14 protein-coding genes and 2 pseudogenes are annotated in these 15,274 nt (G+C 60.7%); 7 read left to right on the top strand and 9 right to left on the bottom strand.

All coding sequences use genetic code 11. The annotated features are described in order from the left end of the window. Nucleotides 1-8: 8 nt before the first annotated feature. Both ACSBQT_RS03555 and ACSBQT_RS03550 read right to left on the bottom strand, forming a co-directional pair. Nucleotides 9-1,097, bottom strand: a complete 1,089-nt coding sequence (locus ACSBQT_RS03555; RefSeq protein WP_410709798.1) for a hypothetical protein — start codon at nucleotides 1,095-1,097, stop codon at nucleotides 9-11. 40 nt (nucleotides 1,098-1,137) lie between these two features. Then, nucleotides 1,138-1,800, bottom strand: a complete 663-nt coding sequence (locus tag ACSBQT_RS03550) for a TetR/AcrR family transcriptional regulator (RefSeq protein ID WP_410709797.1) — start codon at nucleotides 1,798-1,800, stop codon at nucleotides 1,138-1,140. A gap of 241 nt (nucleotides 1,801-2,041) precedes the next feature. Here ACSBQT_RS03550 and ACSBQT_RS03545 point away from each other — a divergent pair, with 241 nt between their 5' ends. The 6 genes and pseudogenes from ACSBQT_RS03545 to ACSBQT_RS03520 form a co-directional block, all read left to right on the top strand. Then, nucleotides 2,042-2,353 (top strand): general stress protein, encoded by a 312-nt coding sequence (locus ACSBQT_RS03545; RefSeq protein WP_039209161.1) that lies wholly within the window; start codon nucleotides 2,042-2,044, stop codon nucleotides 2,351-2,353. A 96-nt stretch (nucleotides 2,354-2,449) separates the two neighbouring features. Continuing rightward, nucleotides 2,450-2,647, top strand: coding sequence for a CsbD family protein (locus ACSBQT_RS03540; RefSeq protein ID WP_435000893.1), 198 nt, complete (start codon nucleotides 2,450-2,452; stop codon nucleotides 2,645-2,647). Between the two features lie 84 nt (nucleotides 2,648-2,731). Next, nucleotides 2,732-4,192, top strand: coding sequence for an alpha,alpha-trehalose-phosphate synthase (UDP-forming) (locus tag ACSBQT_RS03535; protein WP_435000892.1), 1,461 nt, complete (start codon nucleotides 2,732-2,734; stop codon nucleotides 4,190-4,192). Beyond that, nucleotides 4,155-4,589 (top strand): hypothetical protein, encoded by a 435-nt coding sequence (locus ACSBQT_RS03530; RefSeq protein WP_434593523.1) that lies wholly within the window; start codon nucleotides 4,155-4,157, stop codon nucleotides 4,587-4,589. The genes ACSBQT_RS03535 and ACSBQT_RS03530 overlap by 38 nt, the downstream gene beginning before the upstream one ends. Before the next feature lie 10 nt (nucleotides 4,590-4,599). Then, nucleotides 4,600-5,091, top strand: coding sequence for a CinA family protein (locus tag ACSBQT_RS03525; protein WP_410709794.1), 492 nt, complete (start codon nucleotides 4,600-4,602; stop codon nucleotides 5,089-5,091). A gap of 197 nt (nucleotides 5,092-5,288) precedes the next feature. Further along, nucleotides 5,289-5,760 (top strand): annotated as a pseudogene (locus ACSBQT_RS03520) (ISL3 family transposase); the annotation flags it as partial. Nucleotides 5,761-5,770: 10 nt separating this feature from the next. Here the strand turns inward: ACSBQT_RS03520 and ACSBQT_RS03515 are convergent. Further along, entirely contained in the window at nucleotides 5,771-5,986 is a 216-nt protein-coding gene (locus ACSBQT_RS03515; protein WP_435000891.1) for a MerR family transcriptional regulator, read from the bottom strand. A gap of 197 nt (nucleotides 5,987-6,183) precedes the next feature. Here ACSBQT_RS03515 and ACSBQT_RS03510 point away from each other — a divergent pair, with 197 nt between their 5' ends. After that, nucleotides 6,184-6,615 (top strand): Hsp20/alpha crystallin family protein, encoded by a 432-nt coding sequence (locus ACSBQT_RS03510; RefSeq protein ID WP_435000959.1) that lies wholly within the window; start codon nucleotides 6,184-6,186, stop codon nucleotides 6,613-6,615. A 597-nt stretch (nucleotides 6,616-7,212) separates the two neighbouring features. On the opposite strand, the gene ACSBQT_RS03505 is transcribed toward ACSBQT_RS03510, so the two are convergent. The 6 genes and pseudogenes from ACSBQT_RS03505 to ACSBQT_RS03480 form a co-directional block, all read right to left on the bottom strand. Further along, on the bottom strand, nucleotides 7,213-9,006 hold the full coding sequence (locus ACSBQT_RS03505) for a glycosyltransferase (protein WP_435000890.1): 1,794 nt from the start codon (nucleotides 9,004-9,006) through the stop codon (nucleotides 7,213-7,215). Between the two features lie 134 nt (nucleotides 9,007-9,140). Continuing rightward, a complete protein-coding gene (locus tag ACSBQT_RS03500; RefSeq protein ID WP_410709790.1) occupies nucleotides 9,141-10,103 on the bottom strand; it encodes a hypothetical protein in 963 nt (320 codons plus the stop codon). 170 nt (nucleotides 10,104-10,273) lie between these two features. Further along, the gene (locus ACSBQT_RS03495) at nucleotides 10,274-11,380 is read right to left on the bottom strand and encodes a glycosyltransferase (protein WP_410709789.1); all 1,107 of its coding nucleotides are present in this window, start codon (nucleotides 11,378-11,380) and stop codon (nucleotides 10,274-10,276) included. A gap of 431 nt (nucleotides 11,381-11,811) precedes the next feature. Then, a pseudogene (locus ACSBQT_RS03490) lies at nucleotides 11,812-12,007 on the bottom strand (transposase); the annotation flags it as partial. A gap of 746 nt (nucleotides 12,008-12,753) precedes the next feature. Continuing rightward, nucleotides 12,754-13,086, bottom strand: coding sequence for a hypothetical protein (locus ACSBQT_RS03485; RefSeq protein ID WP_410709788.1), 333 nt, complete (start codon nucleotides 13,084-13,086; stop codon nucleotides 12,754-12,756). Nucleotides 13,087-13,389: 303 nt separating this feature from the next. Then, entirely contained in the window at nucleotides 13,390-14,673 is a 1,284-nt protein-coding gene (locus tag ACSBQT_RS03480; RefSeq protein WP_435000889.1) for an NAD(P)/FAD-dependent oxidoreductase, read from the bottom strand. Nucleotides 14,674-15,274 lie beyond the last annotated feature (601 nt).

The raw sequence follows: 15,274 nt of genomic DNA, 5'->3' as shown, positions 1-15,274 counted from the left end.
ATCAGCCATCAGGCGGTCTGGCTGACATCATCTGTGTCCGGGTGGTTGTCGGTGTAGACCCGTTGGCGCATACGCTGTCCGTGAGTCAGTCGTTTCACATCTACGTCGGAGTCGAAGCTTGCGCCGATACCGCCGGCAACGACGCCCATCGCTGCGCTGAGCCAGGCGATATCGAGATAGTTGGCGACCGCCGCCTCCTGCTGGATCTGGGCTGACATGAACTCGGGGTCGATGACGACGAGGCCGCCCAGCAGAATGAAGCCGACCAGTCCCGCGTAGAGCGCGAGCACGGTGATCAGCAGGGTCAGGACGGTCGACAAGTTGTAGTACATCACTACCGTCGCCAGGTTGTCTTTGCGTGGTTCGTCCCAGAGTTTGTGGTTGATGATCAGCCAGGTGACCATGACCAGGATGGCGGCCGCGCCGATCGACAGCAGCCGCGTGGTGGACAGATAGGTCGACATCTGCCAGATGGAACTGTAGAAGATGCCGAAAGCTCCTGTGGCCGATGCCGCGGCGAGGGCTCCAGAAAGCTTCGGGACGGTGCGCCACGGGTCGTTGGCCATCGTCATTCCCAGAACCAGACGTGGGCCTCCGGTGATGGTGTGTGCATGCAGCGACTGGTGCTGTGCGTCTTCGTTGTCGGACCAGTCGGACCAGCGCAGCAGAAACCGGCGGGTCGTGTCTTCGGGATCCCACGGCACCAACTTGTTGACCGAACTCATCAGCACTTTGATGATGCGGCGCTTGGTCGACCATGCGCCAAGAGTGGGACAGGACACGATCGCTAAGTTGCTGTCGGAATGGACCTCGGCGATCAGCGGGTCGCCCTGAGTATGGCGCGGGATCTCGGTGAGGATCAGAACGATGTTGACGTCCGGGTAGTCGGCCCGAAGGTCCTCGACAGCGCTGAGGTCGAGTTCGCTTTCCGGTGTCAAGCGGATGGTGTCAGTCGCCGTGTACAAGGTCGTTGTGACCCCATACGCGTCTTGCAGAAGCCTTTCGAGTCGTTGATGAATAGCGGCCGCTCGGCGGCTGGGCAGGCCCGGGTCGGCCACGAGAAGGACCTGGAGGGCCTCTGAAGAGGTGTCGAGCATATTGATCCTTCTCAGCTCAGTGAGCTGTCTGAGGGTATGGCTAATTGGTTGGTGAGAGGCGGATGCGTTCGATGAGTTCGTCGAGGGCATCGTCGAACTGGCGTTGGCGATGATCTTCGCTGAGCAGGTCACTCAGCTCGTTCACGGTGGGATACTCCGATAAGTCGGAGTCGTCATCGGGCCTGTCGTGATCGTCTTCGTCGGTGATGGCGAAATTCGTGGAATGGACTTGCAGGAGCAGATCCCCGATGAGAAAGCTGGTGAACGATTTGTAGGCACCGACCGCGGCCGCATCGGAGAACTCGAATTGCTGCAGAGTGGAGAGGAACTCTTCGACCCAGCGCAGGCTGCGCAATGGAGGACGCAGCCACGGGGCTTGGGACGGTTGAGTAGCGATCAGGGGAAAGATCCCGGGATGATCGAGCGCCAGTTCTTTCGTCGTGTTGGCCACCCGCTGGAGATAGTCCTCCCACGATGACGGCGTCTGCCTCATCAGCCGGTTATCGAACAGACTGTCGATGAGACCTTCGACCATCGCTTCGAGAAGGTCTTCGCGTCCGGAGACATGCCTATACAAGGCCATGGCTTCGACCCCGAGGGACTGCCCGAGGCGTCGCATTGTCAGCGCATCGAGTCCGTGTACGTCGACGAAGGTGATCGCCGCTCGCACGATGTCGTTTCTGGTCAGACGGTTCTGGGCCATGGGATCCTCCCTGCCCGAATTGACAACGTTGAACCTGCTCACTCGCGTCACATGTCACACAGTCCAGGACCTCCTTTCGTTGCTCAGTCGCGATTAGCGCGTAAACACTTTTATGCTATGCCGTCCAGGCTACATCGGCACCGCAAAAACGAGAACCCCCTGCAAAATTCGCCGTAGGCTCTTCGCGCAGACCCACAGTGTCTGTTAGCGTGATTACGTCGTAAACATGAAAGGAGTCGACATGAAACCCGCAGTCAAAGAATTCCAGGACGATACCGCACTGATGGATGAAGTGAAGCGCCAGGCGGCAGCGGGCATCGCCAAGGATGACCTCTTCGTCATCTCCCATGACGATGACCGCACCGACCGCGTCGCAGGCAGCGTCAACGCCAACGAACCCGACGATCTCAGCAATCTCGTGGGCACCCGGTACGACAAGAAGGGCGACGAGCTGCGTGCGATCTTCGAGGAGTTCGGCTTCACGTCGAACGAGTCCGACGACCTCGAAGAGAAGCTCGACCACGGCAAGATCCTGCTGCTGATCAACAGCTGACGCACAGGCAGCCGAACACTTCTCACACAGAATCTCCCATCGCATCGGATCCTGCCTGCTTGCGCGAGACCGGTCATGCACGCGAAAGGAAGAAAGATGAACGACAGCTCCCCCGAAGTCGACAAGCTCAAGGGCTCCGCGAAATCTGCCGCAGGCAAGACCAGCGGTGACAAAGGACTGGAGGCCGAAGGCAAGACCGACAAGATCCAGGCCGAGGGCAGACAAGCCGCAGAAGAGATCAGGGACACGGCTCGTGAAGCCGCCGAATCTCTGAGGAACGGTCCGAAGCACTGACGTTGCCCGGAGGAAGGGCGAGGACCAGGTTCTCGCCCTTCCGCTGCCCCGGCAGGAGAAGAACTCAACGAGTCTCAGCGGCAGATGAGTCAGAAGAGCGAGAAGAACATGGCAGAGACCAACCCTGAACATTCGTTCATCGTCCTGGCGAACCGCTTACCCGTCGACCGGTGCGAAGACACCTGGCAGGCCGCGCCGGGAGGCCTCGTCTCCGCACTTGCGCCGATAGTCAGAGCCGAACGTGGGGCGTGGCTCGGCTGGGCTGGATGCTTCGACGAAACGATCGTGCCATTCGAATTCGACCAGATGTCACTCGTTCCTGTCCCATTGACTGAGGCAGAACATCGCGCCTATTACGAGGGGTTCTCCAATGGCGTGCTGTGGCCGCTCTACCACGACCTCATCGTCACCCCTCAGTACCATCGCACTTGGTGGCGCGCATACGAGGCGATCAATTCCCGGTTCGCGCAGGCGGCCGTCCGATCGGCCGCCTCTGGAGCCACCATCTGGGTCCACGACTATCATCTGCAACTGGTCCCGCACATGATCAGGCAGCTCCGACCCGACGTGCGAATCGGCTTCTTCAACCACATTCCGTTTCCCCCCGTCGAGCTGTTCGGGCAGCTGCCCTGGCGCAGAGAAGTCGTCGAAGGTCTGCTCGGGGCCGACGTCATCGGATTCCAGCGCAACTCGGACGCGGAGAACTTCCGGTCGGCAGCGCGGAAATTTGCAGTCGATGTCGATGCCCCGTCTCCCTTGATCGATGCTTTTCCCATCTCGGTCGATACCGCTGCAATCCGCGAAGCCGCAGACTCTGCGACCGTCGTTCGGTCGGCGGCCCGGATCCGCCACGATCTCGGCGATCCGGACGTTCTGATGTTGGGCATCGATCGTCTCGACTACACCAAAGGCATCCCCCACCGCCTCCGGGCGTTCGATGAACTCCTCGCCGACGACCTGCTCTCACCGAAGACGACGAACTTCCTGCAGGTGGCTGTGCCCTCTCGCGAAGGAATCGCAGCGTACCAGGACCTCCGCGACGAAGTGGAGCGACTGGTGGGACGGATCAATGGTCGTTTCGCGACGCTGGGTCGCGGCATCGTCCAATACTCACACCATTCGTATTCGTTCGAGGACACTGTGGCCCTGTACCTCGCTGCCGATGTCCTCGTAGTATCGTCCCTCCGCGACGGGATGAATCTCGTTGCCAAGGAATTCGTCACCGCCCGTAGAAATCGAGGCGGAGCGCTTGTGCTCTCGGAGTTCGCAGGCGCAGTCGACGAACTCGCCGAAGCCATCGTCGTCAATCCGCATGACATCTCAGAGCTGAAGAACGGGATGCACCAGGCCGCAAGCCTGGACACCGCCCAGGCACGAGAGCGCATTGCAGCGATGGCGGTAACGGTCGAGGACCATGATGTACATCGCTGGGCCCAAAGGTTCCTCGCAGCTTTGCAAGCAGCCGCGCCGCTCGGTCCCGCAACGGAAAAGTCAGCGACTGACCATCATGACCGAGCCGCGCAGAAGGTTACATCTTTTGATTGACGACGCAATCGACTCGATCGGCGGCGTCCCACGCACGATCTCATCCCGCGGCGCCCACCTCATATCCGAATACTTCACTGAGAGCGACATGAATTCCTATATCCTGCTCAACAACCGCGAGGCATCGAAATACGACCTCTACCTTCCGGGCCGACTCGTGGCGGCCCTTCACTACAATCTTGTCCCCGCCGAAAACACGATGATGTTCGTCTACTGCGAAGCGATTGAGAAGACAGAGGCGAACAGACACTGCCGGGAGCTGATGCGACAGGCGACTGAGCACGCCAGGAACCGCCGTCTCGAACTCACCATCCCCTGCCCCATCGCGCGCAGAGCCCTGCAGGAGGCTTTGGCAGAGGTCATGAGCACCGATGATCTCGTCCCCGACGAACGGTGAAACGCACGCCATGAGCAATGCCGAAGAATACGAAGACCGCGCCGCCCGTATCGCTTCTGAGTTGGGTGAACTGTGCGAGACCCACCAGATAGTCGTGAGTGTTGCCGAGTCACTGACAGGCGGCAAGATCGCCAGCCAGCTCGCCGCTGTGCCGGGTTCTGGCGATTGGTTCGCGGGTGCTGTCGTCGCCTATTTCAGCGATGTCAAACATCGACTGCTGAAAGTCCCCCGGGGGCCAGTCATCTCGCAGACGGCTGCCGAGAGTATGGCAAGATCTGCGTGCACCCTTCTGGGCTCCGATGCCGCCGTAGCCGCCTCCGGCGCCGGGGGCCCTTCGGGCCAGGAGGGGAACGAGCCAGGCACGACTTGGCTTGCTGTCGCTGTCGGATCCGAAGTTTATTCCCAACGACAGGTCTTCTCCGGTGAACCGATCGCGATCCTCGCTCAGACCCAGGAACGGGCGCTGGCACTATTGCGGGATGTCCTGCGCGAAACACTCTGAAATAACGTCCGAACATCACTGCCCACTGACTGAGAAGCTCACACCCCGCGGCAAAAGGCAAAGTGATGCAGGGTTAGAGGCTCTCGATAATCAGAAGCACGGAGCTGCAAATCCAGAACAACGGGCGGCGCCACCCATCGCCGTCGCGGTCTTCCGATCATCGGAGTTCTCACACTCTTCATCCGAAAAACCTCGTCGTGACCGCGCCTAAGTCCTCGACCTCTGGCCTCACGTCATTTTGCCGGCTCAACGCCCTCGATCTCACCTGCATCGGCCAACACATCACCGGCCACAGACCTATCTCTGAATGCCGGTCGAACGCGGCTGATGACTTGCACCGACGGGGTGGTGGGCACGAGATCGTCCGCGATACCGTCGCCCGTCGTCTCGCTCACAAACCCTTCGGCCACTGGCCGACCACGCTCCATATTCGCCCCGCCCGTAAAGAAGCATGGAATGCGGCCACTCATGGCACCAAGACAACGCTGCCGCGGCACCACCACGAGCGAAGATCTCGCGTACCGGACTCGATTGGGCGCTGCGTGCTCGCGTTTCGACCACGAAACCGCGTCTGTGATCACCTCCAAGCCCGCCGCGTCCTGGCACACCGCGAAATGCGTAATCCTCGCGGACGGCCACCGCCTGCAGATCACGGCCCCGAGCCTGTACTTCTCTCTCGTCATTTCCTCCTCAGTTCGTAGCGAAGCGAGGTGTTCTCGTCCTGCAAGTCGAGAATGATGCCGATACTCGTGAGCTTCGCGCCTGCCTCGATCAGCTCTCGAAGCCGTCGGACTCGAGCCACGGCGCTGCGGCTGAACCTCCGGGTCCCGCCTTCGCTGCGGGCTGGACTGACAAGCCCTCGGGCCTCGTACTGCCGCAACGACTGGATGCCCACTCCGTCAGCTCAGCTGTGACCGAAATCGAGAATGTGTGCTCACTGAGGCTCACATCTCTTCCCTCACCTTCCATCAAATTCGAGCCCTTCCGGAGGTTGACAAACTCATATTCGTAGTTTAAAAGATTTATGCGTCAGATGGTGTAGCTCCTATCATCTGACCACAACCACATCGAGAACAGGAGGTTTCAGAAATGATCATGATGCGCACTGACCTGTTCCGAGAAGTCGAACGCTTGACCCGCGAAGTGTTCGGAGCAACCAGGACTTCTACCCGACCTGTGATGATGCCTATGGACGCCTGGCGCGACGGCGACACCTTCCACGTCGAACTCGACCTCCCGGGAATCAAACCGGGGCATCTCGACCTCGACGTCGAGAACAACGTCGTCACCGTCAAAGCTGAGCGGCCTGCCTCGGATCACGTGGAGTCATCGGCGGCTGCGGAACGGCCCCGTGGAACATTCAGTCGTCAACTGGTCCTCGGCGACAATCTCGATACCGACAACATCACGGCCAGCTATGACACAGGCGTACTGAGTCTCACCATCCCGGTTGCCGAATCCGCGAAACCGCGCAAGATCGCCATCAGCTCGGGCTCTGCTGAACCGGCGGCTATGAGCGCCTGAACACCGTAGCTGGTGTCGTCTCATGCAGTGCATGTGTGCACGAAAGGACCAGTTGGCGATCGGTGCTGAGTTCTGGACGATCACCCTCGGTGACCGTGAGCTACGAGAACTGGACGAGTACAACGGCAAGCAGAGGCGATCTCGCCTCCCCTGTGAGTGCCGGGTCTTCGGGCACTCTGAGGCCCCTCCCACCGTTTGGGTTCTCGGGTTCTCGCGGTCTTCGGCCGTCGTCCGAGGCGTTATCGCCTGTCAGCGTTCCCCTCCCTCCCAGCGAAGCGCTGATACAACTAAAGATAAGAGGTGGCCGGCAGCTGAAACGTGCAGACGCTGGTCTCGGTCTTCGCCGCAAATTGCTCGCCGCACCCTGCGTGGCAATGTACCTACGGTGGCGGTGAGACTGTCACGATGCTGTCCAGCGCCGGGCCCCGGGCTACAGCCCGGGGCCCGGCTTACTCTCCCGAGCTGATTCGCCGGTGACGATGAGAAAGTCGAAGGTGAGCGCAATGCTCTCACAAGGGTGGTTCGCTACGTTCACCCAGTGGGCCTGGGCTGAGCGCCTCGGACAGCCGGGCTCGATCGAGTAACCCGTTCTAGTAATCAGAACCGGCTTTTCGCAAGGGCGCTGCGGTAGATCGCGGCGTGGGCCGCTGCGATCTCATTACGTTGGCGGCAGCGTCGACTGACGATCTCTGCGACCGGATCCTCCTGCTCGGACGAGACGCTCAGCACCGCGGCGTCCAGCGACCGAGCGTCTGGGGCCCAAACTCCGTTTTCGAACCTCCAAGAGTAGCTCGCATCAGCACCTTGGCTGATGTAACAGCCAACGTCCGGGGCGATTACGCGAGTGCCGAAGTCGTGGCAGGCTTCCATCCAGCCCGAGTGAGTTCCGAAGCGGTACGGCAGTATGGAGGCGTCGAGTCCGGCAAGGTATTCGAAGAGCTCTCGGTCGGAGAAGTAGTCGTGCACTCGCAGGTCGATATCGCTGTTGAGCAGAAAATGGACAAGTTCCGAGTCGTGCCGGGAGCCGGCTTCGTCGAAGACATCGTGATGAAGATTCACCTGCAGGATGCCTCCAGGAATTTTCGTGACAGCGCCAGCAGCGGCCTGCAGAAGTGGTATTCCCACCATGTTCGCCCGCAGACTCTTGAGGTGGATTCCGAGTCGAAACTCTTCCTGACGCCGCAAGGAGGAGCCTCCAAGTTCAGTGATCGTCTCAAACTCCGCCACATGCGGGTGCGCAATGACATGCGCGTCGATGTTCCACCGTCTCCGGATCTCCTCGGCCGCTTTCGGGGTCAAAGTGATGACCTCAGTGGCACGGGGGATAAGGACGTCGAGCTGGGAAGAGTGCAACACGTCGTCCTCGTGATGGGGATTCTGCAGATCGTGGACAGTGTAGACAAGTGGGATCCCACGCACCTCCAGTGCGTCGATGACGGCGTGCAGCTGCGCAGGCGAGTGAGCATCGAAGCCGAAGTGGATGTGGAAGACATCCGCCTCGCAGTCCCGGACCCACTCTGGATCGAGCATTGCCGGCGGCCACCACGGCGCCCCAACGGGGGTGTCAGCGCGTGTCGGAGGAGGGTCGGGCAGACGGATAATCGCAGGAGCGGCATTATCCAGATTGGAAAGGTGGCGAATATAGACGTGGGAGCCGGGGACCGAAGCCACAGTGATGGGTGCCGCCTGATATCCGGATGCGTATCGCTGCACTAGACTAAGCGCTTCGAAGCGCTCCAGCCACCCTTGCATGGGCCATTGACCCCACTTGTGCGCGAACAGGCGACCGTTCGTGAGTATGTCATCGAGATGTTCCACCGGCGGCGACGACACCGGATGGTACTGGTGGAAGGCGGAAGCGCTGCCCACCCAGGCCAACGCTATCCCTACTTCGCGGGCCTGCCATGCAAAGTCGGTGTCTTCTCCCCCGTAGCCGACGAAGTCCTCGTCAAAGCCGCCGATGTATTCCCACATCTCACGGCGGACGGCGAACGACAGCGACCAAAAGAGGTCGTGATCACCGGCGAGGAGAATCTCCCCCGGCGCCGGGTTGGGGCGGGCGGGGTGCGGTTCGCACAGACGCGTCAGACGTTCGGCGTAGCCTGGGGTGATCGGATCGAGTTCGACATCAGGCAGATAGCTGACAGGACCGCAGAGCAGGTCCCGCGGGTGGGCCTGCGCGGCACTCTGATAAGCCTCGATCAGGTCGGGCGTCGGGAGGCAATCCACATCGAGAAAAATGAGCAGATCATCCGGGTGGCCTCCGGTGTGAGCAACACCGAGGTTCCGCGCAGCCGCTAAGGGCAGGGCAGGGCCGCAATTAGGGATCGAAACGACCGACAGGGGTACGGTAGGAGACGGCTCAAGACCGCGAAGGTCCTCATCGTTCATTGCAATGACGATATGGTCTGCCGGTCGTACGGTGCTGAGAGCCAGGCTTTCTCGCTGCCGGCGCAGATGGTCGTGCCGTCCATGGACGGCGGTGATGACGTAGGTGTCCGGCCGTCTTGTCGCAGAACTGACCATCATCTATTCCCGCAGGTGTCGTCGGAGTACATGTGCACGAGGCGGATGAACCGTCCGGATGTCTTCTCATCGCACCAGGTAGACCATCGCCGACCATCAAGTCGCAGCGCCTGGTCAACTACCCGAGCCCAGTCCGCGGCGGTGCTGGTCTCAGGACCTGCAACGACTGGCCACGAACCTCGGACGAGGGTCTCGAGCATCCAATTCTGCTCGTCATAGGGCCGTGGATGGGCGATGACGACTGCCGGGGTGCGGCTGGCGGCGACTTCGGCGATCGAGTTCTGCCCTGCCGCGGTGATCACGACCGCGGCCTCACACAACACCGGCCAGGGGTCTTTCACCCATATCCCACCCGGACCGCCGAGGACAGTGACTTCTGCGGCGGGAAATTCTTGTCTGAGTAGATGCGGAAGGTCCTCTACCATTGCACCTCCGCCTGCGCCGTTGAGCACAACGATGGAAAAGCTCACGTCCGCCCGAGGCTGCCTGTCCGCATGCTCGTCTTGTGACGCCTCGGGGAGGGGGAATCGGGACAGCCCGCCGAGGGCATGGAACTTGTGCTCGCTGTCTTCTGGGATCCCGGAGACGATGCCGTCCGCTGCCGGGGGCCACATGCCAAGGATCGCCGAGCTGAGTCGAAAGCCGAGCTGATGAGCGCAATCGCCGCGATCTCCTGGCAAGACCACAGTCATCACCGGTATCCCGTGTAAGCGTGTGAGAACCGCGACTTCCACTGAGACATCAACCACCATCAGCTGAGGCCTGAAGGAATCGATCCATGCAGAGATCTGTGCAGAGCGCCGCACCAGCCCGGAATGCCCGATCGGCGCGTAGTGGAGACTCCCGCCCGCCGTGACGTCTTCTCGTTCCAGCTGGCCTCCGACGGACGCATCGGCCGGCGGTTCTGCCGCCGCTGCGGCTCCGCAGTAGACGGAATTCCCATCATCGCGTGCCAGTTTCACCCATGCTCCTGACCACTGTTCGGGTCGAGACAAGGAGGACAGTCCGGTAACGTGCCATCCGGCACGAGTCAGCTCCCGTGCCATAGTCACGGCGCGGTGCAAGTGTCCGGAACCTTGGTGGTGGATATACCACCCGATCATGGGAGGAACAGAGCGCTGGTCGACGTTCATTACGCGGCACTTCCTGCGACAGTGGTAACCGCACGACGATACAGTGCTTCATAGCCGCTGACGGTGCGCTCCAGGGAATGGTGTTCTACCGCATATTTGCGAGCCGCCTCACGGTCCCGCCCGGCAGCAGTGCGGATCGCTTGGGCCAATGCCTCGACAGTGAGCTGGCCGGCCAACGCTCCTACGTCGCTGCGGACGACCTCGACGAGTCCGCCTCTTGGAAACGCCGCCACAGGAGTCCCGCAGGCCAAGGCTTCTGCGGCGACCAAACCGTAGGGTTCGTCCCACTGCGAGCTCACGACAGCCACGGCAGATGAACCCACCAAAGTGCGCAGCTGCTGTTGATTGAGATGCCCGCAGTAATAGGCATCGTCGCCCAGGCGCGGGACCACTTCAGAGGAGAAGTACTCCTCGTCCATAATCGGGCCTGCGAGTGCGATGTGGAACCCGACAGCGCGGGCGGCCTCGATTGCAATATGGGGCGCCTTCTCGGCGACCATGCGCCCTGTCCACACACAGGCAGGACCGCCGGGTCCCGCCTGCCACAGATTCGTATCCACTCCATTGGAGATCAGAGTGCTGTCCAGCGCGTGCGACCAGGACTGAGATGTCGCGCTGGAGACGGCCGCAAAGAAAGTCGACGGCGAACGGAAAGCCGCGGCCGATTCCAACCACGGTGTCGGCGGTGTGTGCAGTGTCGTCACGATCGGTGTGCGCACCAGAGAGGACAATGCCAACGGCAGGTGGTGGAGTGAGTTGTTGTGGATGACATCGAACTTTGTTTCCCCGGCCAGGCCGAGCATCAGCTCCAAGTAGGCGTGATGCTGCCGCATCCATTCTTCTGGCATCGCCGAAACGTCGTTCTGAGCCGCCTCCGAGGATTGGAAGTGCTCCGGGACCATCATCTCGACGCCGAGTTCGGGATCGCTGCCGGGGGCGGCAAACAGCGTGACTGAGTGCCCACGGGAGACCAGCTTCTTCACTACAGCATGTGTGAAAGACTCCAAGCCGCCCGCGAAGGGCTCACAGATGGGAAATCGGCTCGACGCTATCAGACAGATCCGCAAAATTCGATGCCTCCGTTCTGGCGTTAGACGTTCGTTCACCCGCCGCTGTCATCTCATCCGACGATGTCAGACGGACCTCTTCGCAATGGGGCAGAGATCGCGGTTGCGATGCGCCCTGTCATTTCCAGGCTTCCACACCAAACGAGTTTACATTGTAATCACAATAACAGGCTTCTGCACGAATTCACATAGCTTCCAGGACGGCGCGGAAAGCGACGAAGATTCCCATGGGTCCAGGGTGTCTGCTCACAGGAGCTCCATCAGCCCAGCGGGCATCTCCAAGTGCGGCAGCGGTTACGGATAATTTTCGCGTCGCCCGTTGGAGTCCTTTTTGTGGGGGTTGGAGGTATGGAAGGGCTCGGCGGGGTCCATGATGGTACGCATCAACGGGTCAAGGCGGCTCCGGTAGAACACGAAGATCGGGAACCCGCCTCCGAGGCGCACTACTTCCCTTAATCGGCTCTTCATAATCAGGGCAGTAGGAGCCGGTCCATTCCACCAACGTGGAGTAACGACCGGATGAGACAGTTGCCGCGGTCGCGGACAACCTAACGCGATACCGCGTAGATGTTCCAGTCTTCCGTTCAACGCCTCAGCAGGCCCATTCGACGTTCTCGGATGGGCAGAGTACGCGAGAAGGTCGGCCCGCCGGCTCGTCGACGTGCTCGTAGCCGGGGTGAATAACGAGATCCTCGGAAGCGCCTCGGGCAAGCACTATAACGCCCCTAACGGCCTCGCATCGATTGCCGCGGTCGACGAAGTGGGAAGGGTGTCGGACGATTCAATCTGTATGACTTCGTCCAGGGCCTAGGTCAACCTGGCGCCATGACAGATAGGACCGTGATCAACCGTGCTCGCAGTATTATTCTTCCTGCAGCGGCCGACCCCGTGAAGATTGCCAATGCATCGAGCCCGACCCTGGCACCCTGGTTCGCTTTGCGCTGTCGAGTCCGTTTCGAGACGGGCCAGTGCGTTCTGGTCCTTCGTGCGACGGGTGGTGCTGGACGGCCCGCCGTGCAGGTCGCGAAGCATCTTGGGGCATCGCAGCTTGTCGCCGCGGGCCGCGATCAGCTGAAGCTCGCGACGCTGCCTGCCCTGGGAGCAACCGAGGTTATGTAGCTGAATGACCCCCAGTTGGGCTCGGTCGAAACCGAGGTTGATGTGGTCCTCGATTTTCTCTGGGGTGATGCCGCCGTGTGCATGACCGATTCGATCAAGGATCCAGAGAAAGCGGCTCTGACCTCGGTGGCCGACCCCGTCCCATCGCCGACAGCCAAATCCGTAAAGCGATTCGACTCATCGACAGTGGTGAAACTGCTGCACAAGCAGCCCGGGACCTTGAGATGTCCACAGCTACGCTTTGTCGAAGAGTCCGCCTACTCAACGACTAGCTCTATCATCGCACCCGGGACTCACCCCAGCCCGGAGGCGATGTAGTCGTCAAGCTTGCCAGCGTCCCGGGCCGCTGCGACAGCCAGTGCCTCGTTGGGGTCTTCGAGATGGATCACCAAAGCCGCGTCATCGTAGGCTCGACCCGCGCAGATCGTCTCGCCATCGTTCTCACCACCGTCGATGATCCAGACTTTCAGATCCTGCTCTTCCAGCGCATCCCAGATATCCGCTGCTTGCTTCTCGTAAGTGGGAGAGAAACGCTCGAAGACCTTCTCGACCTCGTCACCGGCAGGAGCCTGCGCCCGCCCAGGTCGGGGGAAGTCGGGTCGCTTTGTTATCTTTTCTGTGCTCATGGACACAATCTAACAGTCCGGCGGTCCCTCGACTGCCCATCAAGTCCGACCAATTCGATGAGAGAGCACCGTTTAATGCGCACAATTGGGAGCGGCATCTTCGCCCAGAGCGTTGCCTGGCCTGGAACGAATCAGGCAGCGCTGGCCCTTGCTGAAACATCCCGCACTCGACACCTGAGGTCTCGACCACAACATCTGCTCATGCTGGAACGCTCAAGTCGGCCGGCCATCGAAGTGCTCAACCAACGCGTATGACACCGGGCGCACCGTATGGCGCGCCCGGTGAACAATCTCAAATCGCCCTCAGACCGTGGATGATTGGTCTGTTCGGGCATACCTGGCGATCTCATAGGCTTCCGGTCGGTAGACCACTGCGTGAGGACGACTCGTCGTCAGATAGTCACGAGCCCAGGACGCCACCGCGGCGGCACGTTGCTGCCAGCCTGAGAGGAGAAATGCGTGGACTGCCAGCCAGCCAAGGAACGCCGGCATCCCCTGCACTTGATATCGGCGCGGAGTCAGCTCGGCCACTGACTGCCATCGACCGATCATTGCCATATACCCCATATCGACGAATTTGAATTCGCGGCGGGGCCGTCCAGTCAGGTCGGCGCGAATGTTCTCTGCCGCCCATCGGCCCGACTGTTTGGCCACCGAGCCGAGCTGCGGCAGCTTCCGATCCTTGGCATCGACGATATTGGCGGCATCGCCTAAGACATAGACTCCCTGGCACTCCGGTGCCGTGAGGTCTGTGGCCACATCGACCCGTCCGCCACGACCGGTCGTGAGTCCGGCGGCCTCCAGTAGGTGCGAGGCTTTCAACCCGGCGGCCCAGACGACGATCTCCGCATCGATCTTCGTCCCATCAGCAAGGGAGATATCTGTATCGGAGACTTCCGCGACCGCACTGCCCAAATGCACCTTGACGCCGAGTTTCTCCAACCGGTCTCTGGTGTACTGCTGCGATGCCTGCGAGAAGGGCGGAAGCACAGTGTCGACCATGTCTACAAGGTGAACCGCGCACGACGAAGCGAAACTGTGCGAATAGTACTTGCCGACTACGTCCCTGATGTTTTCGGCGATGGCCCCGGCAGTTTCCACGCCATTGGGACCCGCGCCAACGACGGCAACCGTGAACTTTCTGTTGGTGGCGTGTTCTTGGTTCGCGGATGCTCGCTCCACAGCTCCGAGCAGTGCTGACGACAATCGGGCGGCGTCGTCGACCGAATACAGGGGGTAGGCGTGTTCTTCCGCTCCGGGAGTATCGAAGAAGTTCGGCTCCGCGCCTGAGGAGATCACTAGTATCTCCGCCCGGTAGCGCACACCGTCTGCGGTGGTGACCGTTCTCTTCGCTGCATCGATCGCAGCTACTTGAGCAGTTCGAATCGTGACATGCTTCTGCTCCCTGTGGAGGATGGAGCGCAGCGGGCGAGCCACCGTTGACAGGGCGATCTGGGCGGTTGCCACTTGGTACAACAGGGGCTGGAACTGGTGATAGTTGTTCTGATCGAGCAAGAGCACGTCTACTCCGGCCCGCCCGAGGCGCTTGGCTGCTTCGAGGCCAGCGAAGCCAGCGCCGACGATCACGACTTCGCAGGTTCGCGCCACAGGTTCCTCGCCTGTAGCCCGCTGATCGGTAGAAGTTTCGTTCATGCTGTCTGTCCTCCTAAGACATGCTGTCGAGCAACCGTGTAGCTGCCGCAATCGCTCAGCTAGTGCTCTCTCGGCCAACAGTCCGAGACTGAAACCGCGGGAGATCATTGGGTGGGCTCTTGGCTTCAGTCTGTCAGCGATGATGTGAACGCGATAGCCCCGTCTACTCGACCGAGACCTCAGCTGTGAATCTCCGCGAGCACTGAAACGAACCTCTACCGTTACCGGACCTTGAATTGGAACACACGGTTTGAGGTCAGCCTGCAGCACTGAAGCTCTACTCAGTTCCGTATGCAACCCGGTCGGTCTTGAAAGGGCCAGTCACTGCGACAGGGGCCGTGAAGTTGTTCTCCCCTACACAGACGATAAAGAATCGTCAGTTGCGACGAGGAGATCCCGCGCAGCCTCATACGTTCCCCACCCGAGTTCCCTGGTCAGAAACGCTGTCGCTACCCGTTCTTGCAAACTGCGCTGGTCCCTTCGTGCCGCCACTCAAGTCGAGGTCCGATCGCCACCAGCAATTCGTCTTCTTGGA

Source organism: Brevibacterium sp. H602, from assembly GCF_051172395.1.
Classification (GTDB): domain Bacteria; phylum Actinomycetota; class Actinomycetes; order Actinomycetales; family Brevibacteriaceae; genus Brevibacterium.
This window is presented reverse-complemented; position numbering and strand designations above follow the sequence as displayed.